This is a genomic window from Bradyrhizobium tropiciagri (genome assembly GCF_001189845.1).
GTDB lineage: Bacteria > Pseudomonadota > Alphaproteobacteria > Rhizobiales > Xanthobacteraceae > Bradyrhizobium > Bradyrhizobium tropiciagri.
Genome location: NZ_LFLZ01000106.1, coordinates 1 through 22,710, shown reverse-complemented (window position 1 = coordinate 22,710; position 22,710 = coordinate 1). Strand labels below are relative to the sequence as shown.

Below are 22,710 nucleotides of genomic sequence, written 5' to 3'. Positions count from 1 at the left end.
CGTCGCGCCGGCGCCCTGTGCAAGATCAGCCGAGAGGGACGCGAGCCGCCACGTTCAGTGCTTCGCTCAAGATTTGAGTCCAGGAACAGGCAAGCGATGTGCCAGTCGTTTCGTGCCGTTCTTCGATACCACCACCATCGGGGACTGAGTTCGCGCTCGTTCGTGGATTGCGTTCCATCGATGCGCCGCTGGTAGGGTATCCCTCCGGTGACAGCCGCCGCATGTAGTCAGTCATCGCCAGTTCGACCGCTCGTCACCGCCTGCCATCCAGATCGCTCCTCCTTGCGCTAACGGTGACCGAGGAATCCGCTAACTCCTAACCAGTTCTCGCGCCGGCTTTTTGGAATCGATCCCCTACTCTACGGGAAGTCCTCCTAGTTCTCGATAGACCTGTAGCGTTCTCTCATGTGTGGCCTGCCAAGAGAACCCAGTGGCCCGCTTGAGACCTGTCGAGATCATCTTGCTACGGCAAATTGCATCGTCCAGCCGCTTGATCGCCTGAGCCAACGCGGCGGGGCTGGCATCTGAAGCCACAACTAGCGCAGAGCCACCGACCTCCCTAACCGCCTTGCATTCAACCGCCACCACCGGGCAGCCAGCACGCATCGCCTCAAGCACTGGAATGCCGAAGCCCTCATAAGCAGATGGATAAACGAGGCCAGCAACTCGGTTATAGTGACCATTGAGTTGCTCGTCCGTGACGAAACCGAGATGGCTCACACGATTTCGGACATCCGTTGAAATTCCTTCAAATTCCTCAGTCCGCAATGGGCCGCCACCGACACACTGCACACGGTGCTCAGTGAGAAACGTTAGCGCTTCCAAAAGCAATCGAAAATTCTTGTAGCCACGCCGTTCTCCAACAAACAGGAGATCGCGTGAACTTGACGTAACATCATCGAGCGGCCGGTATGTTTCGCCGCCGCCAAGTGGTATGACGTGGATAGTCTGATCGGACCTAACGCCAACAAACTCCAGTAGATCGTCCCGCGTCGCCTCGGAAATGCAGATGATAGCCTGCGCCGCACGGATGGCAGCATGTTTTTGGTGGCGATGTACCCATAGGGCTGGGCCTTTTATAAACCGCTCGTAAGTGAAGTCATACACGGTGACAACAGACGCTTGGCGACCTCGCGCCGGTAGCCGGTAGTAGCTGGAGTGCAAGACTGTGCTCTCGGCGGGATCCCGGGCAGAACGGTAGCGCTCAAGCCAACGGCTGGTTTGCTGAACGACCTGAAGTGTGCCCGAGGATGGCGGGGTATCCTGAATCGTTTGCGCGTCGATGGTCAATGTTGCTGGGACACAAACCTTTTCTAAATGAGCAATCAGCTCGCGGAAATAAACAGAAATTCCGCCCTGTCGCTGCAGTGAAAAGATGATGCCGTCGATAGTGATGCTCATAATATTAGGTTATGTGTTATCTACAGAGGAAGCTTCACACATCCCGTCAATTACACCCTCTAACATTACCTGCGCACTCCATCCGAGCCGAGCTTTGGCTCTTGCCGGATTCCCCCGACTTTCCTTGATGTCTGAAGGACGGAACAAGCTATTGTCGAAGGTCACGTGCTCCTGCCAATCCAAGCCAAAGCGAGCAAACACCTTCGAAACAAAATATTGAAGTGAATGTGTTTGTCCTGTCGCAATCACAAAATCGTCCGGTTCTGATTGTTGCAGCATCAACCACATAGCTTCTACATATTCCGGTGCCCATCCCCAGTCGCGATGAATATCGATATTCCCCAGAACCAATTTTTCACGACTACCCCCTGCAATTTTGGTCGCCGCTCGAACAATTTTCTGGGTCACAAAGCGCTCAGGCCGTAAAGGCGACTCGTGGTTGAACAGGATGCCTGTGCAGGCAAACAGACTATAGGCGTCGCGATAGTTCTTGAGTAACCAGTGCGCCGAAGCTTTAGCTACTGCGTACGGACTCCGGGGCAGAAAGGGAGTTTGTTCCGAAGCCGCCGTTTCTCTCGTGTCACCGAAGCACTCGCTAGAGCCGGCATTGTAAAAACGAATCGGGCGATCAACAAAGCGGATGACCTCCAGTAGATTCAAAGTCCCTCCGGCAATACTCTCCATTGCCTCTACAGGCTGCTCGAACGATAAGCCCACGGAAGTCTGTCCTGCCAAGTTATATATTTCATCTGGGCGATATCGTTCCACGACATTCAGTACACTGCGGAAATCATTGATCGCCATTGAAGCCGTATGTACTTCTTTACGTATGCCCAATCGTTCAAGATTGCGGAACGAAGTCATCATGGCATCCCGTGACGTGCCGACAACCTCGTATCCCTTACTCAACAACAAGCGAGCAAGATAACTGCCATCCTGTCCCGCCGCACCACAAATCAGAGCTCTCACGACACCCCCTTCTGATAAACTATCCTAGCTCTGGGTAGGCCGCCGACTATCCGGTTGATAATCAAGTAAATCAGCACTGTGGGCGCCAAAGTTTGCAGCATTCTCGACATCTGGTAGATCAACGAGTATTTGAGCGAAATCACGCAAGTTGCAAACAAAAACGTATAGCAAAGCACCGGGAAAAGCCTGTTGCGCGAGCCGAGCGCCCACCGGGCTAACCATCCGAAACCAAGGCCCGTGAACACTCCGCGCACGGCGAGGTCGACCTCTCCGCCCCAAATTGCACTATCGGCAATCGGTCCCATGGTTTGTGGTGGGACGATCGCGGTCGGGAAAAATGCTTGCGCATACCAGTACTGAGAGTTGTACTGAACATGATCGAAGAACGGAACTGCTGTAAGAAAATCATTGAGGAGCATCGGCCACTCATGCCACGGCATCGTCCCGCTTAGGCGCTCTGAATAAAGATGAAAACTCGTGTAAAATACAGCCCCGAACTCGGCGGCAATTTTAGGCCCCTTTTCCCTGAAACTATCCAGAACCGCATTCAAATCGAAGTTAGCTCCCCGAAAAAACTCCACCGCGGTAAACAGAACGAGCAATCCACCTAGAGCGAACAAACCTTCACGCAATCTGATTTTCCGCACCATTAAGTGATAAAGACACAAAGTTGCCAACAGAATGGAGAGCGTTTCAATTCTTGAGCCCAGCGAGTACACCAACTCATAGGCAGAGATCGACACCACGAAAAACAGGATAGTCCAACGAAATCGTTTGTAGTCCGCAAACATGAGGGCTAATGCGACGTAGTACGCTCCTGACTTAATCATCAATGCCAGGTAAGCTACCCGCTTTTCAAACCACGGAAGCGCATCAAACCGAGTGTAGTGTTCATAGTAGTTCGATACGGGAGAAGAGAGCATTGTGACCGTGCCGATACAAAGAACTACAATCATCAGCATCAGGCCAACGATCCGGTTATCGACTGGCTTCAGTCTCAGATCTGCAACATCATCTTGCCCGGATCCACGCGCAGCGAGGTACCCGAAGATCACTGTGACAGCGAATAAAAAATGGCGCCAGAGATGCACCGCAATTTCATCTGGCCTTGGGTTCAGTACGGAAAAATTCAGGCTATCGAAGTCCTGCGGAAAGTCGAAATCTATAAGCAAAAAATTCAAAGCAGGGATCACCGAATAGGCAACCACAAAGCCAAGAAAAATAAAGCCAACCTCCCCGAACACCCCCGAGTGAACACGGCTTGCTAACATCAGGCAAAAGATAACAAAGACCAAGCAAATGCTCAGAGCAGGAAGGATAACGATGAATTGATAATCTCGAGCCATCGCTAACGATGCCACGACCGAGAGCAAGAAGAACAACACTACATCGACTATTTTTAACGGAAGGCGCACAGCCGTGCGACTGGTGGTTCGCCGCAGAGATTGCTGTCCGACGGTCATCGTTGCTCCTCTCGCCCCAGCTTAGGAAAGGGGGATCCACGACCAGAGGAAGTAAGGAAGTATTCGAGAGAGCGTCGGAAAATTTTCACGAGATTCCTGGGCATCAAGTTCGCATAGAAGGGCTGCAGATACGATGCCGCCACCGAGGCATCAAAGATATCGCAAATCCCGTAATCGACGGCATCGAGGAGGATCAACCGGAGATTGATGCCGCTGCCTGCAAAAGGCTGTTTGGCCTTTCTCCTCCTTGACCGCCTTAATGTTCCTTCAAAATATGAGCCGAGTCCGTGATGGTCAGCGACCATCTTTAATATCTGCATCTCTCGCAACAAGCGCTCTTCGCTGTAGAGGCCATGAGCGAGCTCCGCGATACATGAAACGATAACCCGCTTAAAATCGATGGGCGGAAACGCTCCCCCCCACCCCGGTAAGTCTCTGGCGGTCAGCAGATAGTCGACAGTCATCAGCGTAATTAGTGGAGAGTAAGGCTGCCCTGCCAGCTCGCGGTGCATCGGAACGGCATCCACACTCTTAAAGAAAGAATCCGAGTTCTTCTTTGCTGCCTCGTCGCTTGTTAGGTAGTTCAAGCCCTGAGATGTCGGCGATAAGCCATAGATGGCAAATGGGATACTTGAAAAAGCAAACCGCTCCACTTCACCCGCGAGAACGATCCCGGAGTAGCCATCCGGAGTCGGACAACGGTAGAAACGGCCATCCGCACTCCGCGCCTGCACCTGCCTAACTAGGCGGGTTGACGCAACGCCCTTGACGTATGTCATGGGGGATTCCACGTCCCCAAGATAATTGAGGTGCTGGGCCTGCCTGGCAAGAAACTGCCGCGATTCGATCAGTCGGTCCTTCTTGGGATGGTAGAGCATCAACTGCCCACGGGGGTCCCGTACACCAGCATAGACGAAAAGTGGCGAGGCCCAAGAGAGTAGCTCGAGCCCGGTATCACGCAATACATTCCTCATGCCGGCAATTCCTCCGGGCATGATTCCGTCATCGCTTCCCAGCGCCATCACAAATCCGCGCTCCGCCTGATTCAGCGCGAACTCGAAGTTGTCACGCATGCCTGGAGCCATACCGTTCTTCATATACCGAATGCGGGCATCGCGACTGGCGGCGTCCATGACGATATCCTTCGTATGATCGGTACTACCGTCATCGGAAACAATCACGACCAGATTGTCGTAATCCTGGGCGCTACAGGTACGAAGCGTGTGGTAGAGGTAATCGGCCCGATCTTTCGTCGGAATAACGATGGTGAATCTCGGATTCGTATCGGAGATGTTGTCGCTCATGTGACCAAGCCAGTTTCATCCGTTGGAGAAGCGACGATTGACCATGACCGATGATATGAGCATGGCTATGCCAGTCCCAAGTAACCACACGAAACCGATGTGGCGTGCGATGTCCGCCGGCATCGCCATAACAGAAAGTAGCGCAACCGGCAGGCATGCCAAAGTTGGAGCCACGATGACTAAACCGTACCAGCGCAGATTCTCACGGGGAAATAGGACGCGATTCATCAGCCACAGGCCGAGTGTGATCTCGATCGCCCCATGTACGAGTACCATTGCCGTAGCACCGGGAAGTCCGAATCCGTAAATTCCCGCGAACAGAAAGGGTATCCCCAGTGCAAGTGCAAGGATCATCAACGCAACGTGGAGACGCGTCCACCCCACCGCTTGCTGTAGCGCTGCCGGCAACCACATAAGGCCGGAAAGCGTCGTACCCACGATCAGCAACCGGAATACCAAGACAACGCTGTTATCGCAATAACCCAACCAAACCTGAAATAGTTTCGGAGCAAAGACCAGAGCCGCGACAGCCGTCGGAATAATCACCGCACCGACCAAACGGCAACCTTGGTAATATGCCTTCTTGAGCCCCGCCTCGTCTCCGGCGACCTTCAACTCAGAGAACTTAGGATAGTAAGTCCGATAGAAAGCCAGAATGACCATCTGTAGCAGCCCAGTGGCCGTAAAAGCCAAGGTATATTTTCCGAAGTCAGACGCCGGAACTATTTTGCTCAGCGCAATCCGGTCGATATTGGCGAGAAGCAGCCCACACAGGGCCGTCAGGAACATGCCGGCAGAATATCTCGACATCTGCCGGACCTTAGCGAAATCAGGTATCGGCTCGTGTTCACCACCCAGGTCATCCAATTGCTTGAGTAGTCGGCGCCGGGTAAGCCAGCACACGATCGACATCGTCAAAATCTGATACGAGAAGAACAAGGCCAGACTATTTTCCACAAGTAGTACAGCAACTCCACCTAAATACTTGAGCGAGTTACCCAACATCTGGAATGAGTTCATCGCCGCGTGGTGCTGCATGCCAGAAAGGGCATTGGAATACAGCAAGGAAAGAAACTGGAGGGCGATCGACCCCGCCATCAGACGGATCAGCAGGGCAGCTTCGTCGGGCCGCACCTCCAAGAGTTTTAGCCAACTCCCCGCCAGCCAGTTTGCCGCCAACGCGATCACAAGACCGATGGCCGCTGCTATCCCAAGATAAATCCACTCGAGGGAGTACAGAAGGTTGCGGTATTTACTCTTGGTCTCGTTGCTTCCCTGGTAACGCGCAAATTCCCTGATCAGGGATGCGCCTAACCCAAAATCAAAGACTGCGGAGACCAATGCAAGCAGTTGCCAAAAACCAATGAAAGCAAAGCCCTCGAGCCCCAGTCTGGCGACGAAGAGGGGCGTAGTCAGGACGATAAGGGCCCCGGCCCAGATGCCGCCCAGGAAATTCGCGCCAATAGATCTCAACAATAGTCTGGGATGCAATTAGCCCGCGCCTCGTTTGCGCTCAGCAAGGTATGCCCCGAACAGACCCAGCACAAATCCGATTGTTGCACCAACAATCAGAAAGTTCGTCTTGCCAGGCGAGACAGGACGGCGACTGACAACAACGTCAAAGAGAGGCCGCGTGTTGAAAGTGCGCTCTGAGTTCCCCTCCTCCTCCAGCGACGATAACATCTGCCGGTAATTCCGCAAATCGACTTCATTCTGCTGGATCAATTGGTTCAGAACCACCATTTCTGAAAACTGATCTTGCAGGGGCGATTTGTCACGCTCAAGGACGAGCTTTTGCAACGATTGACGGCGTAATTCGGCGTTCTGAATTTCTTGCGAGAGCTGCGCTTTGTTTTCCGCAATCCTCGCAAACGAGGGCTGCGCCATCTCCGCATGCTCCTTGATAAGCTCGAGCTGATACGCTTCTGCAGCTTTCTTGGCCTGTTCCGGTGACGTACCGCGCACAGCGACGTCTACGAATTCAGTGTTGCGAACAACGCGCGGATTGGCAGAGGAGCGAATCAGATCAGTCTCGCGGTTGACGTTCGGTTCGACTGGCAGATTCAGCCTTCGGAGAACGGCATCCTGAAACTGCTCTTGCCTAATTCTCTCCACCGCGATAGCGCCTGTCTCGACCAAGGCGACCTGTGACTGGCCACTGCTTAGCTTAAAGAAAACTTGACCCATCTGCAGGACCGCATGCGCTTCCCACTGTTTCGGCAAGACAAAGCCTGCCGAAACCGCGATCACGGCGCCAGCGAGCACAGGAATGGCGAGCCTGTACTTGTAACGCCGCAGGAATTCAATACCGCCTTCCAAGGTAAGGCCATCGCTGAGAATACCGGCAGGGGCAGTCTTAAGATCACTACTCATTGAACCTGGACTTCTCTTTCGTTGGCGTCAAAGGCTACGCCATACCCTGCGCTTCACAAAATCCGTGTAGCTTACAATGATGCGCACCACTTTATCTGAAACATTGTCGGGCTCGTAGTCTGCAACCAACCTTAGGGCTCGGTTTTCGCCACGCGGTTGAGATGCCAGGATGTCGAGCGCCTGCATGGCCCGATCGACATTCATACCAACGAACATCACGGTGGCCTCCTCGAATCCCTCCGGACGTTCGTGCACTTCTCGCAGGTTCAGGGCCGGGAAGTTCAGGATTGATGATTCTTCTGTAATCGTACCACTGTCAGACAAAACCGCTCGCGCATTTGTCTGCAACTTGATGTAGTCGAGAAAGCCAAACGGCTTCAGGAACCGTACCCGGGAATCGGCCAGCAAGCCCAAAGCATCCATGCGCTTACGCGTACGCGGATGCGTGGAAACGATCACTGGCTCATCGTAGCGCCGCGTAATCGCGCTGAGCATTTCAATTAGTTTGCGCAATTGCTCTGGCGAGTCCACATTCTCCTCGCGATGAGAGCTTACGACGAAGTAGTGCCCTGCCGACAGATCAAGGCGCGTCAATACGTCGGACGCATTGATAGCGTCTTGGTAGTGTTCAATCACCTCGCGCATCGGGCTACCTGTCTTGATCACTTGATCGGGCGGCAATCCTTCACGCAGCAAATACTCCCGAGCGATCTCGCTATAAGTCAGATTGATATCTGCAATATGATCAACGATGCGCCTGTTGATTTCCTCGGGAACGCGAAAATCGAAACACCGGTTCCCTGCTTCCATGTGAAAGATCGGCACCTTGCGACGCTTGGCAGCAATCGCTGCCAGCGCGCTATTCGTATCGCCGAGCAATAGAAGCGCATCAGGCCTGATCGTCTCGATAACGTTGTCCGCGGCAATGATTACTTTCCCGATCGTCTCGGCGGCAGTAGCGCCGGCCGCCTCAAGGAAGTAGTCAGGCTTGCGAATTCCGAGATCGCTGAAGAAAATATCATTGAGCTCATAGTCGTAGTTCTGGCCGGTGTGGACGAGGGTATGTTCACAATAGCGGTCCAACTTGTCGATCACGCGGGAGAGACGGATGATCTCAGGGCGCGTGCCAACGACGGTCAGCACCTTAAGCATTGATGGCTTCCTGGATAATATCGAGTTTCATCAGGACTTCCTTCACCCGCTCCACATCGAGGCGATAGGTATTGTGCGACGTGTAGTCATCCACCTCCGAAATTTCAGTTTCGCCCTCTACAAAGTATTTGTTGTAGTTGAGATCCCGAGAATCCGCCGGAATACGGTAGTAGCCACCAAGATCTTCGGCGCGGACCATTTCCTCACGTGAAACCAGCGACTCATAAAGCTTCTCGCCATGGCGGGTTCCGATAATCTTGAGTTCGCTCTGGCCTCCCAGCAATTCCTTCAATGCCCGCGCCAAGTCGCCCACCGTGGAGGCCGGCGCCTTCTGTACAAAAATGTCGCCGGGGCGCGCATGTTCAAATGCGTAGAGCACCAAATCAACCGACTCTTCCAACGACATGAGGAATCGGGTCATGTTCGGATCCGTCAACGTGAGCGGCATGCCCCTCTGGATCTGGTTCAGAAAGAGAGGAATGACCGAACCGCGCGAAGCCATGACATTGCCATAACGTGTTGCGCTAAGCACCGTCTTGCCTGGATCACAAAGCCTCGACTTGGCAACCATGACTCTCTCCATCATGGCTTTCGAAATCCCCATGGCATTGATCGGATACACCGCCTTGTCGGTACTTAGTACGACGCAGCGACTAACTTCGTTTGCAATCGCCGCGCGCATCACGTTTTCGGCGCCCATCACGTTGGTCCTTACGGCTTCCATCGGATAGAACTCGCAAGATGGCACCTGCTTCAGCGCGGCGGCGTGAAATACATAGTCAACGCCCCGCAACGCGTCGTGAACAGCATCATATTCACGAACATCGCCGATGTAGAACTTTAACTTATCGTTCTTCAGGGCAATCCGCATGTCCTCCTGTTTCTTCTCATCGCGACTAAAGATGCGTATCTCTGCAAAATCCGAATGCAGAAAGTGACTGAGAACGGCGTTGCCAAAGGAGCCAGTGCCACCGGTGATAAGAAGTGTCCTATCTTTAAACATGTTTTATCGGGTGACCTCTCGGAGTCTATTGTGTGACGATACTGGTAAGGGTGAAGCTGACGACGCGCTTCAAGGCCGTTGATTAGATGCGCGGCAGTACATCCACCAACAGACCACCTCCGCCGCGAAGTACAAGATCTCGAACGCAGGCAGCTTCAAGGTTTCGGGCGCGGCGAGATCCGGCGGGAGGCCCTCTGCTCCGCAATTGCGGCACCGCGGGCGGAGCGACGCCAGCGACGTTTCGCCGAACCTAACGAGGCGCTCAACAAGATAGCCTAGGACGATGCCATTGGCTCTCACAACGAGACTTTGCATTACGCTCAACTCACTACCGCGGCGCGCGTAGCCATCATCGAATGGCGCGATGTCGTTCCTATACCGGTCAATCGGCTTCCCGCCAATCGAATTGCAAACTTGAAGAAGGCAAAAACTACTTCCGGCTCAAGTCCTCAGGGAGGCGAGCGGCTCGAGACAGGGTAGTTCTTCGAACCTGTCATGGTAGGCCGCCGCAAGTCGCCAGCCGGCTATCCCACTCGATGTACAGCAGTTCCCGAACAGTAACTTCTCTTCGGCTACGAACGGCCGCCCCTCGAGTAACCGGTTCATCTAAGGCACGGTTAAGACAATTTGGGCAAACGAGGGCTCGTTCCGGACTTTCCACCTCTCCAGAAGTCCAAAACATACCCCAAAAAAGGGAGCAGAGACGCTCTATTCGCATCGATTTGCCGTTAGGTAGGGCCGTGGATGGACCTTTCTTCACCGCCATGCCCGCTTCCGGTCCATCTCCTCGTTACGCCTCAAGTGCCTCTTCCATAAGGGCAAAACTCATTCGGCATGGCGACGCGCTAGCAGCCGGCGAAGCGATTGTCGAGGGTTGGCGGAGGACGGTAGTGGGTCTGACCCACTACGGGAGGACGGGATCGGTGAGCCGACATCGGGAAGGCCTGAACGACAGCCGAAACACGAGCAGGTCTCCGCGGAACCATGGCGATTTGTTTCCAGTCCAGGTTGTTGTCCGGGTAACAGTTGGAAAGGCCTGCCAAATTGTCTAAGGCAGATGGACTGAAGCCCCCCGAGTGGCCCGCCCAACAAGAGGTGTCTCAATGCCCTTTCCCCGCGCATCCCAAGCCCTGTCCCGTTTCACCGTGCTGGATTTGACCCGGGTTCGGTCTGGTCCGACCTGCGTGCGCCAGCTCGCCGACTGGGGTGCCAACGTCATCAAGATCGATGCGCTCCTGGAAGATGGCGGCGGCGAGCAGCCGGGCGGTCCGCGCGGCGGATCCGATTTCCAGAACCTGCATCGCAACAAGCGCGCCATGACGCTGAACCTGAAGGACCCTAAGGGCCTTGAGGTGTTCAAGCGGCTCGCCGAACAGGCTGACGTCGTGGTCGAGAACTTCCGGCCAGACGTCAAGGCCAAGCTCGGCATCGACTATGAGAGCGTTCGCAAGATTAATCCAAAGATCGTCTATGGCAGCATCTCCGGCTTCGGCCAAGACGGCCCCTATCACAAGCGGCCGGGATTCGATCAGATCGCGCAGGGCATGGGCGGCCTGATGTCGGTGACCGGCGCGCCCGGCGAAGGACCGATGCGGGTCGGCATCCCCGTCGCCGACCTGACCGCCGGCCTGTTCTGCGCACTCGGCATCCTTACCGCACTGCTGGAGCGCGACGTGTCCGGCGAAGGCCAGTGGGTACAGACCTCGCTGCTGCAGGCGCAGATCTTCATGCTGGATTTCCAGGCGGCGCGCTGGCTGATGGAGAAGGAAGTCGCCAAGCAGGCCGGCAACAATCACCCGACCTCAATCCCGACCGGCGTGTTCAAGACTTCCGACGGCTACATCAATATCGCCACGACAGGCGGCCGAATCTGGGAGCGCTGTGCGCAGGCGATCGGCGCGCCCGATCTGATCACCGACCCCGACTACGCCACCGCCCCGGCGCGCTCGAAGAACCGCGACGCGCTCAACGCCAGGATCAACGCGCTGACCGAGAAGAAGTCGACCGAGACCTGGGTGCAGGAGCTGAACGCCGCCGGCGTGCCGTGCGGGCCGATCTACTCGATTGACCAGATGTTCGAGGATGCCCAGGTCAAGCATCTCGGCATGGCGCAGCATGTGCCCAATGACGAGAACCGGCACATCCAGTTGGTCAGCCAGCCCGTGACGCTGTCGCGGACGCCGAGCAAGATGGCGGCGCGGCCGCCGGAATTCGGCGAGCAGACCGATGAGGTGCTGGTCGAGTTCGGCTTCGGCAAGGACGAGGTCGCCGAACTCCGGCAGCGCAAGGTCGTCTGACGGTAATTCAATACAGAAACGATTCGAGGCTCGTCAGTTTCGAGCGCCTACGCCCGCGCGGGTCGCAACATTCGGCCGAGGCCCGCGATCGCCTTGTCGATCACCGGCCAGAACAGCAGCACGATCGCCAGCGTCGTGATGCCGCCGACGAGGCCGTTCGACCAGAACACCTTCATGTCGCCGCCCGAACCGATCATCGAGAGACGGAACGCGTCCTCAGCGCGACTGCCGAGCACCAGTGCGAGCGTGAATGGCGCCAGCGGAATGCCGATCTTCTTGAAGACGTAGCCGACGACGCCAAAGCCCAGCATCAGCCAGATGTCGAACATCGCATTCTGGATCGCGTAGGCGCCGATCGCGCAGGACACCACGATCATCGGAGCGACGGCCGCGAACGGCACACGCAGGATCGAGGCGAAGATCGGCACGGTCGTCAGCACCAGCACCAGGCCGACGACGTTGCCGAGATACATCGAGGCGATCAGGCCCCAGACGAAATCCTTGTGCTCGACGAACAGCAGCGGACCCGGATTGAGGCCCCACACCATCAGGCCGCCGAGCAGGATCGCCGCAGTCCCCGAGCCGGGAATGCCGAGCGCGAGCATCGGCAGCAAAGCCGAGGTGCCCGAGGCGTGGGCTGCGGTCTCCGGCGCGAACACGCCCTCGATGCGCCCCTTGCCAAAGCTCTCCTGATCCTTGGAAAAGCGCTTGGCGAGGTTATAGCCCATGAAGGAGGCCGCGATCGCACCGCCCGGCGTGATGCCGAGCCAGCAGCCGATCACCGACGAGCGCAGCAGCGTCACCCAGTATTTCGGCAGATCCTTCCACACCGACAGTACGACGCGGAGCGAGATGCCTGCCGCGTGTCCACGCAGCGCCAGGCGCTCCTCCATCGTCAGCAGGATCTCGCTGATGCCGAACAGGCCGATCACGGCGACGAGGAAGTTGATGCCGCGCAACAGCTCCGCGGAACCGAAGGTCATGCGCAGCTGCCCGGACACCGTATCCATGCCGACGCCGGCGAGCAAAAGCCCGAGCGACATCGAAATGACCGTCTTGTGCTTGGCTTCGCGGCCGAGGCCGACGAAGGAGCAGAAGGTCAGGAGATAGACGGCGAAGAATTCCGGCGGACCGAACTTCAACGCGAACGACGAGATCATCGGCGCCAGGAAGGTGATCAAGAGCACTGCGACCAGCGAGCCGATGAAGGAGGAGGTGAACGCCGCGGTGAGCGCTTCGGCCGCCTTGCCTTGCTGCGCCATCGGATAGCCGTCGAAGGTGGTCGCGACCGACCAGGCTTCGCCGGGGATGTTGAACAGGATCGAGGTGATGGCACCACCAAACAGCGCACCCCAGTAGATGCAGGACAGCATCACGATGGCCGACGTCGGGTCCATCGTGAAGGTCAGCGGCAGCAGGATCGCAACGCCGTTGGGGCCGCCAAGTCCCGGCAGCACGCCGACGAAGATGCCGAGCACGAGGCCGACCATCATCAACAGCAGCGTCTTCCAGGTCAAAAGGACGGCGAAGCCGTGCAGCAGGAGACCGAAAGCTTCCATGTTTCGAAATCCTGTCGATCGCTCAGTAACCGAAGGCCGCTTCGAGCGGCCCCTTCGGCATGATGACATCGAATGCGATGTCGAAGGTCATGAACATCGCGGCGGTGAAGATGAAGGCAGTCAGCAGCGACTTCCACAGTGCGATCTTGCCGACGAGGCGCATGAAGCCTGCGATCAGGAGGAAGCTCGCGACATAGAGGCCGAGATATTGGGTGGCAAGACAGAACAGGAATGTCGGCACGAACACCGCCATCACCCGGCGCAGCTGCGCTCGGGTAACCACGGTCTCGACAGCCTCCCGCCGCGAGACGAAGGTGGCGCCCAGGCCATAGAGGCTGGCGGCGCCAAGGATCACCGAGAGGTAGAACGGAAAATAGCCCGGCTGCGGCCCGGTCGAGTCCCACGAGGCACCGGTGCGCCAATTGTCCCAACCGAGCACGACAGCGAGCGCCAGCAGGAGCAGCGAGACGACGATGTCGACGACGCCGGTCGAGACAACGGCAGGCGAGTTGTCTTCAGGCGCGGTCGGATCGTCGACAACGATCTCAAGTTCGGTGTTGGACATGGACGAGACGGTCTGAGTTGCGAGGGCAACGATTGGGATAGCGTGCCGAACCAATCACCGTCAATGCAGCCTTCAGCTAACTTGAGCGTTCGGGAAACGCGCTCGCGAGTGCAGCACGATCAGCGCGGAGAACGCCACGCTCGGTGATCAATCCCGTCACGAGCCTTGCGGGCGTGACGTCGAAGCCGAAATTAGCGACGGAGGAGCCGTCCGGAACCACACGCACGGTTTCGATCCGTCCATCCGCCGTCCGCCCGGTAAGGTGCGTAACCTCGCTGGCCGCGCGCTGCTCGATCGGAATCTGCCTGACGCCGTCATCGATACGAAAATCGATGGTCGGCGACGGCAGCGCAACATAGAACGGCACGCCGTTGTCGTGGGCGGCGAGCGCCTTCAGATAGGTCCCGATCTTGTTGCAGACGTCGCCATTGGCGGCGACCCGGTCGGTCCCGACGATTGCCAGATCGACCATCCGATGCTGCATCAGATGGCCGCCGGTGTTGTCGGGAATCACCGTATGCGGCACGCCGTGATGGCCGAGTTCCCACGCGGTCAGGGAGGCGCCCTGATTGCGCGGCCGGGTCTCGTCGACCCAGACATGGACCGCAACGCCGCGATCATGCGCCTGGTAGATTGGTGATGTCGCCGTTCCCCAATCGACGGTTGCAAGCCAGCCGGCATTGCAATGCGTCAGCACGTTCACCGGCTCGCCCGGCTTCTTGGTCGCGGCGATTGTCTCGATCAGGCCGAGCCCGTGGCGGCCGATCTCGCGGTTGATCTCGACATCCTCGTCGGCAATCTCGCGCGCGCGGGCATAGGCCGCGTCCGCGCGGGCCGAAGCTGCGAGCGGCGCCAGCGCGCGCTGCATCTCGTCAACAGCCCATTTCAGATTGATCGCGGTCGGTCGGGTCGCAGCCAGCACCTTGCCGGCGCGGTCGAGCGCCGCATCGGACGCGTCGGCGCGCATCGCCAGCGCCATGCCGTAGGCCGCGGTCGCGCCGATCAGCGGCGCGCCGCGTACCAGCATCGAACTGATGGCCTCGCCGGCCTCGTCCGCCGTCGTGATCTTCGCGACGATGAATTCATGCGGCAGCTGCCGCTGATCGATCGCGCCGACCGACCAACCGTCAGGCTCGAGCCAGATGCTGCGAAAATGTCGTCCGTCGACCTTCATGCGCCTAACACCCGTCCGGCGACTGCATCGAGCTTGGCAAGCAGATGCAGATCGCGCGCCGCGGGCACCGTGATCAGCGCGGTATCGAGCGCGCGGTCCGAACCGATCGGACAGGGCTCGTGCTCGCGCGGGAAATCCCGCGCCAGCCGCGCCACCAGCGCCTTCGCCTTCTCGGCGTTCGAGTTCAGCACCCGGATGATATCCTGCACCGTGACAGCATCATGCGTCGGATGCCAGCAATCAAAATCGGTGACCATCGCCACGGTGGCGTAGCAGATCTCGGCCTCACGGGCGAGCTTGGCTTCCGGCATGTTGGTCATGCCGATCACCGAATAGCCCTGCGCCTTGTAGGACAGGCTTTCGGCGAGTGAGGAGAATTGCGGCCCCTCCATGCAGAGGTAGGTGCCGCCGCGCGCGAACGAGATGCGCTCGGCTTCGGCAGCAGTGGCGAGATGCTTCGCCAGCAACGGCGACACCGGATGCGCCATCGAGACATGCGCGACGCAGCCCTTGCCGAAGAACGAGGTCTCGCGCTTGTAGGTGCGATCGACGAACTGGTCGACCAGCACGAAGGTGCCCGGCGGCAGTTCCTCCTTGAATGAGCCGCAGGCGGACAACGCGACCAGGTCGGTCACCCCTGCCCGCTTCAGCACGTCGATATTGGCGCGGTAGTTGATTTCGGATGGCGACAGCGCATGTCCCGGGCCGTGCCGCGGCAGGAACACGATCGGCAGTCCGGCCATCTCGCCACAGCGCAGCGACGCCGACGGCTCGCCCCAGGGACTTACGACCGCTTCCTCGCGGACGTTTTCCAGGCCCGGCAGATCGTAAATGCCGGATCCGCCGATGATCCCAAGAACGGATTTGGTCATGATCGCTCCACGGCTAGCCGTACGTCCGGCCATACTGCGGCGCAGTAATCACCGCGCCGCTTCCGCTTGCAAGCCAATTTCGGACCGCGCGCGCTATTTTGCGACAAAGCCCGCTGCGTTCATCAGCGAGGCATTCTGCTTGTCGTCATCCTCGAGGAATTCCACCATGTCCTTGCCGGTGAAGAAGATCGGCTTCAGCGCCTGCTTCTCCATGTAGTCCTTGTATTCCGCCGTCTGCGTCACCTTCTGGAACACGTCGACATAGAACGCCTGCTGCTCCTGGGTGACCTTGCCCGGCAGGAACATCGCGCGCAGCATCAGGTACTGCACGTCGAGCCCCTCCTCCTTGCAGGTCGGGATGTCGTTCCAGGATTGCGTGTCGGTGACCTTGGTCTTGTAGGAGATGCGCTCCTTGTCGAACACGCAGAGCGCGCGCACCTGGCCGGCACGCCAGACTTCGAGGTTCTCGCTGGGATTGTTGACGTTGGATTCGGTGTGACCGCCGACCAGCTGGGTTGCGGCCTCGCCGCCGGATTTGTACGGTAGATAGGAGAATTTTGCGCCGGTCTTCTGCTCCATGAAGACGGTCAGCACATGGTCCTCGCGTTTGGAACCGGTGCCGCCCATCTTGAACGGCGCGCTCGCCGCCTTGGCGGCATCGATGAATTCCTTCACGGTCTTGGGACCGGAGGCATTGTCCCACAGCACGAACTGGTCGAGCGCGATCACCGACACCGGCGTGAGGTCGCGCCAGTTGAACGGGATCTTGGCCGACAGCGGCAGCATGTAGATCAGCGAATAGGCGATCAGCACCTTGTTGGGATCGCCCTCGCTGGACTTCATGTACATCAGCGCTTCCGCCCCCGACGCGCCGCCCTTCAGCGAGACCACCATCGGCTGCTTCATCAGATGGTTCTTCTGGATCGCCGCCTGCATCATGCGCGCCATCTGGTCGGAGGCGCCGCCGGCGCCTGCCGCAACCACGATCTCGACCGGCTTGCTCGGCTCCCAGCCGGCAAACGCCGGCGTGCTCAGCAGCAGGCCCGCGATGGCAGCCGTGGTTTTCACAATCTGTCCCACGTGTTTCTTCCCTATCTATTTGTTCGGCTTGACAAAACTTGCGAGGTGGAGGGCTCGCGTTATTGTGCCGACAATATCGTTGAGTTCAAGCCGCGAACTGCCGCATGGCATATGACTTTGGAATGAATACTGTCATCATGTTTGGCCTCCTCTTCGGCCCGGCCCGGCACTCTCTAGCCCGCTGTAGTTCGGAACATGGCCATCTCAGCGCCTTATTAGGAAGCATGGCCGCCAACCTCCAAATTGGCGATCAGCCCGTCGTCCGAGGTGCTCTAGGTGGTCGGAGCCGCAAGTATCCAGTTGACGAAAAGTCCGTACGAGCGTTGTTGAAGTCGGAGAAGGTCACCTTCAGCCCAACAATTTGGCATCGCCAGAGCGAGAAATTGCAAGTAGCTCGCGTTAACCAGGAACCCGACATTCGGGTGAGTGATGTTGTCTTGACACCATCCTCAAGCAGGAATGTCGCGCCAGGGATGTCAGGTAGCTTCCGCAGCAGAGGCCTTTAGGGCAGCCTCGCCGTTGCGAGGCCTCGCGCAGGCGATCCTTCCATCTCGGTCCAAGCTGCAGAGCTCGCGCCGCAACGGCGTCGATGCGGTCTGGCGTTAACCATAGAATAGTCACGCATCATGCCGCTCCGTGACGTTCCTGGGCCCGCCAATACTTGCCGACCTCGTCCCAGTAGACAAACTCCTCGTTCGTCCCCACAACATTGTTGTGGAGGTTGAGGATGGCAATCGGCTCCTCATCGCCGTCGGGACAGGAACTGGTCACGACCAGGTGCACTCGACCACCCTCCGACGCCTTGATGGATAGCTTAAAGCCTTCTCTGAACAGTTGCGAAACGACGTCGTGCAACCTCACCTTCATCATCGTGATCTCCAGGGTTACTGCTCGTCCCTATTCTGCCGACAGAAAGCAGCACGGCTCAGATCCGCTCAGGCGTTATCGCCCCGACGAACTTCTTCTCCAAGATAGTCGTAGAGCACGCTACAGACCGTCATTCTGCCGTCCTTAATCGTGGCGTACTGGTCTATACAGCCTTGGACTTCCAGACCATGGTTGGTCAGGTTGCCCCCGTCATAAACCGCGTCATCATGTGGCCTCAGGCTACATGCCTTTCCAACTGACGCCCCTTAAACCTCGCAGGTTCACTTTCGGAAAGCGCCGTCAAATGAAAAACGCTGGCGTAGCTGCTCATCCGACATCGGCTCGCCGATCTCGAAAGTGCGTGGCCGCGTGATGTTCTGGTCGCGCCTGATGAAGTCAGGCGACGACCGCAGCCTGTTACCCTGCTCGAGAGAAATCATGCCAGGATCGCGCGAAAGCAGCGCAGTGGTTGGGAGGGCCGAAGCGTCTACAGGCCGCTCCCCCGGCACGCGGGCTGAGGAGCTCGGCGGCATTGTCGCGGATAAGGTCTAGATGTTCGTCATCCACTTAAGAACGACAACATGACGCTGCGTATGCCGACCGACAAGATCGGGAACGTCGGCCTGCGGCGGTTGGCGGACGAGCTCTAGTTCGCCACAAGAATTCTACTTGGAGTCACCTGCCGTCTTCATCCGGAAACTTCAAAGCCGTCACGTTCGGCGCCTCCTCGTGAGCGGTCCAATGATGATGCTACCGATGCAATGATTCCCGATAGCGGTCTTGTTGAACTCAGCCACGATTTCATCGCACAATCCGGAAACGTCAGACACGAAGACGGATCGAGACCGCGCGACTGCGCTCGCGATAATGCCAATGGCGAGCCGCGGAATACGGATCACTATGTTCTCGCCCTCGATTGAAGCATCATGGCCCGCTGATCCTTCGAAACCCTGCCGCCCTAAGGCTTCTTCATCTCCACGAGGAACGCTTGACGCCCTCCTCCTTCATCTCCTTCGACTTTCGGATGGCGCTTGCCCCCGTTGCCGATTGCAAAAGCGACCGCGTCGTCAACGAGGCGCGGCCAGAGGTGATCGCGGAAGAGCTCGACCTGGGCGCCTCCGCAGAATCCCCAAACGTTGGAAGCCGTCAGCAGGGCTGCGTGTCCTGCTGTCTAGCGGTGCTGCGCGAGAGTGGAGGACGGAGGAGCACGACGCAGCTTGGGCTGCTCTTCGTAGGTGACGTCAGCCACGCGGATCCAGCTCGTCCCACACACGCGGCGGCGCGCCACCAGGACCGGTTCTCCGATGACACGCACTTGGTGGATCACGATCTCGGCGTACAGGAAGTCCTTCTTGAATTCGGCGTTCGCTGCCTTCAGTGTACCTTCGACCGCGATGGCGCGCGGCGACTTATTCGTCGGGTGATTCCTCAACGTTGCGGTGAATTTCACACCGTCCTCCTGCGACCAAGAACAGGTGCCACCTGCGGGTTCGGAAAGCGCAGCTCGGGCTGCCGTGGTAGCCGTTGCACCTTGCGCACTCCAGTGATCAGAACTCCTCCATACATGTGGCCGCGGATCCGACTATTGTTTCGCGCCGGCCAGTGCCATGACCTCGTGCGCGAAGAGCCCGAACAGCCACGCCTTTACCTCGGACGGCATAGACGCTGTCGGCAGCTCCCGCTGCTCGCCGAAGGTCACGCAGTCACGCGACCTTAATGAGATCGTCGGTCGCGCGCCGTGCCGCCTGCCGCCGGGCATTTGAATGGGCAACCTGGTAGACCGCCGGGCCATTTGCGGCCGGAGTTCAGGTATTTGCCGGATGACTCGCCTGCCAGCCCGTTCAGTTATAAATAGGGAGCCGAAGAACGTCGTGCGCAATCGGATCGCATCGAAGTCGAAGATAGTCACGAAGGCTGGCAGGCTTCAGCCGGCGCGGCCCGCCTGACCGATCAGCGAACGGGAGGATTGTATCGGTCCAGGATCACTGTTCTTGGAGTGCTCTGTGGCGCCGGTCGCAAGTTGCCGTCGCTGAACTTGTGATAGTGGTCGAACTGCTGTTGCTCACCGCGCAGCTGTGGCGTTTCGCCGGGCGAATACCGCCTATCTGCACCACTCCACCGATCGGATCCCGACACGACGCACCCCGTCCTAGTCCAGACGCCGGATGCATACCATCGTTGGATAGGTATCACTGTATCGTCGTGGCCACATCCGCGGCAATCCGCCCGACAGCGGTACACAGAATGTTTCCGTGGTTCTCCGTGCGTGAACAGAGTCCCGACCTTGTTTAGCGACAAAATAGGCCTGAATGGAAGCCCATGGGCACACCGCAGACGCTAATTATTCGTGAATTGCCCCGTCGATACCCCGTAGGAATACTGACTCTCGCGATGGTAGCGATGTTCTTGATTACCGGGTGTGTCGGCGTTTTGGCTGTCGGAGCCACAGTAGCCGTCATCATCTATTTCGACGCTCGAGCTGAGCGCAGAAGCCAATAGCGCCGACTCTCTCCTATGTCTGCGGTGCGATCGTCAATCGCGGATTGGGCCGCCTTGGGCTTTCGCAACCGCCCCTTGACGGTCACGTGCGGCCATTAATTCCCCCTGAAGCTTTGATCGTTGTTCAACCGTCATGGCGGGATTTTTGCGCGGCGGGGGCAAATCTTCGACCGGGAGATAGGTGCCTGGTTTAGCCCGCGCAGGCATTTCGGCTCTAGCATCCATCGGCGATATACCGGTGAAGGTCGCGCAGCCGCAGAGCGACAGGCTCAATAACAACGCTCCTGCGGCAAATGCCGCGTGCCACTTAAGAAAATACGCAACATGCATGCGACGGCCGTTTCGGGAATCATTGCGGACCAATTATGTCCGTCGGCAGCGCTTCGTTGGACCTGTTTGTGGCGCAGCTAATCGAGAGTTACGCGAGCCCACGCCAGCCGTAATGGTCGCGCGCGACGTGTGGGAATATCCCTTTCGCACAGCCACCACATTCGCTAAAGGCTGCGGCGATACCCTTTGCATGCCACCTAAAGGCCGCCTCATGTTTCCCAAGCCGAAATCCGTGCTGGTCCCGAACACCTATGCTTTCGAATCCGAGCCGATGGTGAAGCCGACCGGGTTTCGCGAGTACGACGCGCGCTGGCTGTTCAGCGAGGAGATCAACCTGATGGGCGTACAGGCGCTGGGCATGGGGCTCGGCGCGCTGATCGCGGAGCTCGGCGTCAAGCGGGAGATCGTCACCGGGCACGATTTCCGTGGCTATTCCGCCTCGATCAAATACGCACTGATCTCCGGCCTGATGGCGGCGGGCTGCAAGGTGCATGACATCGGGCTCGCGGTGACGCCGATGGCGTATTTCGCGCAGTTCGATCTCGACGTGCCCTGCGTCGCGATGGTCACCGCCTCGCACAACGACAATGGCTGGACCGGCGTCAAGATGGGCGCCAACCGTCCGCTCACCTTCGGCCCCGACGAGATGACGCGGCTGAAAGAGATCGTGCTCAATGCCGCGTTTCACAACAAGGCCGGCGGCTCCTACCAGTTTCACGAGAACTATCCGGCGCGCTACATCGCCGACCTCACCAGCCGGCCGAAGCTGAAGCGCAAGCTGAAGGTGGTGGCGCCTGCGGCAACGGCACCGCGGGCGCGTTCGCGCCGCAGGTGCTGGAGGCGATCGGCTGCGAGGTGATCCCGCTCGACACCGAGCTCGATCACACTTTCCCGAAATACAATCCGAATCCGGAAGACATGAAGATGCTGCACGCGATCCGCGATGCGGTGCTGGCGCACAAGGCCGACGTCGGCCTCGGCTTCGATGGCGACGGCGACCGCTGCGGCGTGGTCGACAACACAGGCGAGGAGATCTTCGCCGACAAGGTCGGCGTCATGCTGGCGCGTGACATGTCGGCGATCAACGCCAACGCGCAGTTCGTCGTCGACGTCAAGTCGACCGGGCTGTTCGTGACCGATCCGGTGTTGCAAAAGCAGGGCGCCAACACGGTCTACTGGAAGACCGGCCATTCCTACATGAAGCGCCGTACCAACGAGCTCGGCGCGCTCGCCGGCTTCGAGAAATCCGGCCACTTCTTCTTCAACAAGCCGTTCGGCCGCGGCTATGACGACGGCCTGGTGTCGGCGATTGCGATCTGCGAGATGCTCGACCGCGCCCCCGGCAAGTCGATGGCCGATTTGAAGAACGCGCTGCCGAAGACCTGGTCGTCGCCGACCATGTCGCCGCATTGCGCCGACGAGGCGAAATATGGCGTGGTCGATGCGGTCGTGAAGCACTTCGAGACGCTGCAGCAGAACGGCGCGCAGGTCGCGGGTCAGAAGATCCGCGATCTCGTCACCGTCAACGGCGTGCGCGTCACGGTCGAGGACGGCAGCTGGGGCCTGGTGCGCGCGTCCTCGAACAAGCCCGAGCTCGTGGTCGTGGTGGAAAGCCCGGTCAGCGAACTGCGCATGCGCGACATGTTCGAGGCGATGGATTCCGTGCTCCGCACGCATCCCGAGGTCGGCGCGTACAATCAGAAGATTTGAGGTGGGCTGCTCGCGGCAACCAAAATTGCCCTTGCGTCCATCACATCAGACGCCGGCGGTCTCATCGACCTCGCTTGACCAATTTATAAGCT

At 58.3% G+C, this 22,710-nt stretch carries 16 protein-coding genes and 1 pseudogene; 2 read left to right on the top strand and 15 right to left on the bottom strand.

The features are described from left to right. Nucleotides 1-354: 354 nt before the first annotated feature. The 8 genes from AKN84_RS41435 to AKN84_RS41400 are packed head-to-tail and all read right to left on the bottom strand — an operon-like array spanning nt 355 to nt 9,665. The gene (locus tag AKN84_RS41435; protein ID WP_050426116.1) at nt 355-1,401 is read right to left on the bottom strand and encodes a glycosyltransferase family 4 protein; all 1,047 of its coding nucleotides are present in this window, start codon (nt 1,399-1,401) and stop codon (nt 355-357) included. 9 nt (nt 1,402-1,410) lie between these two features. Then, nucleotides 1,411-2,370 carry a GDP-mannose 4,6-dehydratase gene (locus AKN84_RS41430; RefSeq protein WP_050426115.1) on the bottom strand — a complete coding sequence of 320 codons (960 nt, stop codon included), beginning with the start codon at nt 2,368-2,370 and terminating at the stop codon, nt 1,411-1,413. Further along, the gene (locus AKN84_RS41425) at nt 2,367-3,833 is read right to left on the bottom strand and encodes a hypothetical protein (protein WP_050426114.1); all 1,467 of its coding nucleotides are present in this window, start codon (nt 3,831-3,833) and stop codon (nt 2,367-2,369) included. The genes AKN84_RS41430 and AKN84_RS41425 overlap by 4 nt, the downstream gene beginning before the upstream one ends. Further along, nucleotides 3,830-5,137, bottom strand: coding sequence for a glycosyltransferase family 2 protein (locus tag AKN84_RS41420; protein ID WP_128971642.1), 1,308 nt, complete (start codon nt 5,135-5,137; stop codon nt 3,830-3,832). The genes AKN84_RS41425 and AKN84_RS41420 overlap by 4 nt, the downstream gene beginning before the upstream one ends. Nucleotides 5,138-5,152: 15 nt before the next feature. Next, nucleotides 5,153-6,610 (bottom strand): oligosaccharide flippase family protein, encoded by a 1,458-nt coding sequence (locus AKN84_RS41415; RefSeq protein ID WP_157863399.1) that lies wholly within the window; start codon nt 6,608-6,610, stop codon nt 5,153-5,155. A gap of 18 nt (nt 6,611-6,628) precedes the next feature. Beyond that, nucleotides 6,629-7,510 carry a GumC domain-containing protein gene (locus AKN84_RS41410; RefSeq protein WP_050426112.1) on the bottom strand — a complete coding sequence of 294 codons (882 nt, stop codon included), beginning with the start codon at nt 7,508-7,510 and terminating at the stop codon, nt 6,629-6,631. Between the two features lie 27 nt (nt 7,511-7,537). After that, nucleotides 7,538-8,662 carry a non-hydrolyzing UDP-N-acetylglucosamine 2-epimerase gene (gene wecB, locus AKN84_RS41405; RefSeq protein WP_050426111.1) on the bottom strand — a complete coding sequence of 375 codons (1,125 nt, stop codon included), beginning with the start codon at nt 8,660-8,662 and terminating at the stop codon, nt 7,538-7,540. Next, nucleotides 8,655-9,665 carry a polysaccharide biosynthesis protein gene (locus AKN84_RS41400; protein ID WP_050426110.1) on the bottom strand — a complete coding sequence of 337 codons (1,011 nt, stop codon included), beginning with the start codon at nt 9,663-9,665 and terminating at the stop codon, nt 8,655-8,657. Before AKN84_RS41400 ends, wecB begins: the two co-directional genes overlap by 8 nt. A gap of 1,103 nt (nt 9,666-10,768) precedes the next feature. On the opposite strand from AKN84_RS41400, the gene AKN84_RS41390 reads away from it, so the two are divergent. After that, a complete protein-coding gene (locus AKN84_RS41390; RefSeq protein WP_050426108.1) occupies nt 10,769-11,962 on the top strand; it encodes a CaiB/BaiF CoA transferase family protein in 1,194 nt (397 codons plus the stop codon). 47 nt (nt 11,963-12,009) lie between these two features. Here the strand turns inward: AKN84_RS41390 and AKN84_RS41385 are convergent, their stop codons facing one another. The 7 genes from AKN84_RS41385 to AKN84_RS41355 form a co-directional block, all read right to left on the bottom strand. Continuing rightward, a complete protein-coding gene (locus AKN84_RS41385) occupies nt 12,010-13,521 on the bottom strand; it encodes a tripartite tricarboxylate transporter permease (RefSeq protein ID WP_050426107.1) in 1,512 nt (503 codons plus the stop codon). Between the two features lie 22 nt (nt 13,522-13,543). Further along, complete coding sequence (locus AKN84_RS41380) at nt 13,544-14,086, bottom strand: tripartite tricarboxylate transporter TctB family protein (RefSeq protein ID WP_050426106.1); 543 nt, start codon at nt 14,084-14,086, stop codon at nt 13,544-13,546. 76 nt (nt 14,087-14,162) lie between these two features. Then, nucleotides 14,163-15,260, bottom strand: a complete 1,098-nt coding sequence (gene mtnA / locus AKN84_RS41375) for an S-methyl-5-thioribose-1-phosphate isomerase (RefSeq protein WP_050426105.1) — start codon at nt 15,258-15,260, stop codon at nt 14,163-14,165. Beyond that, nucleotides 15,257-16,132: an S-methyl-5'-thioadenosine phosphorylase gene (locus AKN84_RS41370; protein WP_050426104.1), complete on the bottom strand. Its 876-nt coding sequence runs from the start codon at nt 16,130-16,132 to the stop codon at nt 15,257-15,259. The genes mtnA and AKN84_RS41370 overlap by 4 nt, the downstream gene beginning before the upstream one ends. A 93-nt stretch (nt 16,133-16,225) precedes the next feature. Continuing rightward, nucleotides 16,226-17,203, bottom strand: coding sequence for a Bug family tripartite tricarboxylate transporter substrate binding protein (locus AKN84_RS41365; RefSeq protein WP_430649972.1), 978 nt, complete (start codon nt 17,201-17,203; stop codon nt 16,226-16,228). Between the two features lie 633 nt (nt 17,204-17,836). Continuing rightward, nucleotides 17,837-18,082, bottom strand: coding sequence for a hypothetical protein (locus tag AKN84_RS41360; RefSeq protein WP_050426102.1), 246 nt, complete (start codon nt 18,080-18,082; stop codon nt 17,837-17,839). Nucleotides 18,083-19,250: 1,168 nt separating this feature from the next. Next, nucleotides 19,251-19,529 (bottom strand): hypothetical protein, encoded by a 279-nt coding sequence (locus AKN84_RS41355; RefSeq protein ID WP_050426101.1) that lies wholly within the window; start codon nt 19,527-19,529, stop codon nt 19,251-19,253. A gap of 1,590 nt (nt 19,530-21,119) precedes the next feature. Here AKN84_RS41355 and AKN84_RS41350 point away from each other — a divergent pair. Continuing rightward, a pseudogene (locus AKN84_RS41350) lies at nt 21,120-22,618 on the top strand (phosphomannomutase/phosphoglucomutase). Nucleotides 22,619-22,710 lie beyond the last annotated feature (92 nt).

What these genes read in the sequence shown, in the direction of transcription:
- AKN84_RS41435 (WP_050426116.1), bottom strand. Translation starts at nt 1,401, where the DNA reads ATGAGCATCACTATCGACGGCATCATCTTTTCACTGCAGCGACAGGGC.
- AKN84_RS41425 (WP_050426114.1), bottom strand. Translation starts at nt 3,833, where the DNA reads ATGACCGTCGGACAGCAATCTCTGCGGCGAACCACCAGTCGCACGGCT.
- AKN84_RS41420 (WP_128971642.1), bottom strand. Translation starts at nt 5,137, where the DNA reads ATGAGCGACAACATCTCCGATACGAATCCGAGATTCACCATCGTTATT.
- AKN84_RS41410 (WP_050426112.1), bottom strand. Translation starts at nt 7,510, where the DNA reads ATGAGTAGTGATCTTAAGACTGCCCCTGCCGGTATTCTCAGCGATGGC.
- wecB (WP_050426111.1), bottom strand. Translation starts at nt 8,662, where the DNA reads ATGCTTAAGGTGCTGACCGTCGTTGGCACGCGCCCTGAGATCATCCGT.
- AKN84_RS41400 (WP_050426110.1), bottom strand. Translation starts at nt 9,665, where the DNA reads ATGTTTAAAGATAGGACACTTCTTATCACCGGTGGCACTGGCTCCTTT.
- AKN84_RS41390 (WP_050426108.1), top strand. Translation starts at nt 10,769, where the DNA reads ATGCCCTTTCCCCGCGCATCCCAAGCCCTGTCCCGTTTCACCGTGCTG.
- AKN84_RS41385 (WP_050426107.1), bottom strand. Translation starts at nt 13,521, where the DNA reads ATGGAAGCTTTCGGTCTCCTGCTGCACGGCTTCGCCGTCCTTTTGACC.
- AKN84_RS41380 (WP_050426106.1), bottom strand. Translation starts at nt 14,086, where the DNA reads ATGTCCAACACCGAACTTGAGATCGTTGTCGACGATCCGACCGCGCCT.
- mtnA (WP_050426105.1), bottom strand. Translation starts at nt 15,260, where the DNA reads ATGAAGGTCGACGGACGACATTTTCGCAGCATCTGGCTCGAGCCTGAC.
- AKN84_RS41370 (WP_050426104.1), bottom strand. Translation starts at nt 16,132, where the DNA reads ATGACCAAATCCGTTCTTGGGATCATCGGCGGATCCGGCATTTACGAT.
- AKN84_RS41360 (WP_050426102.1), bottom strand. Translation starts at nt 18,082, where the DNA reads ATGATGAAGGTGAGGTTGCACGACGTCGTTTCGCAACTGTTCAGAGAA.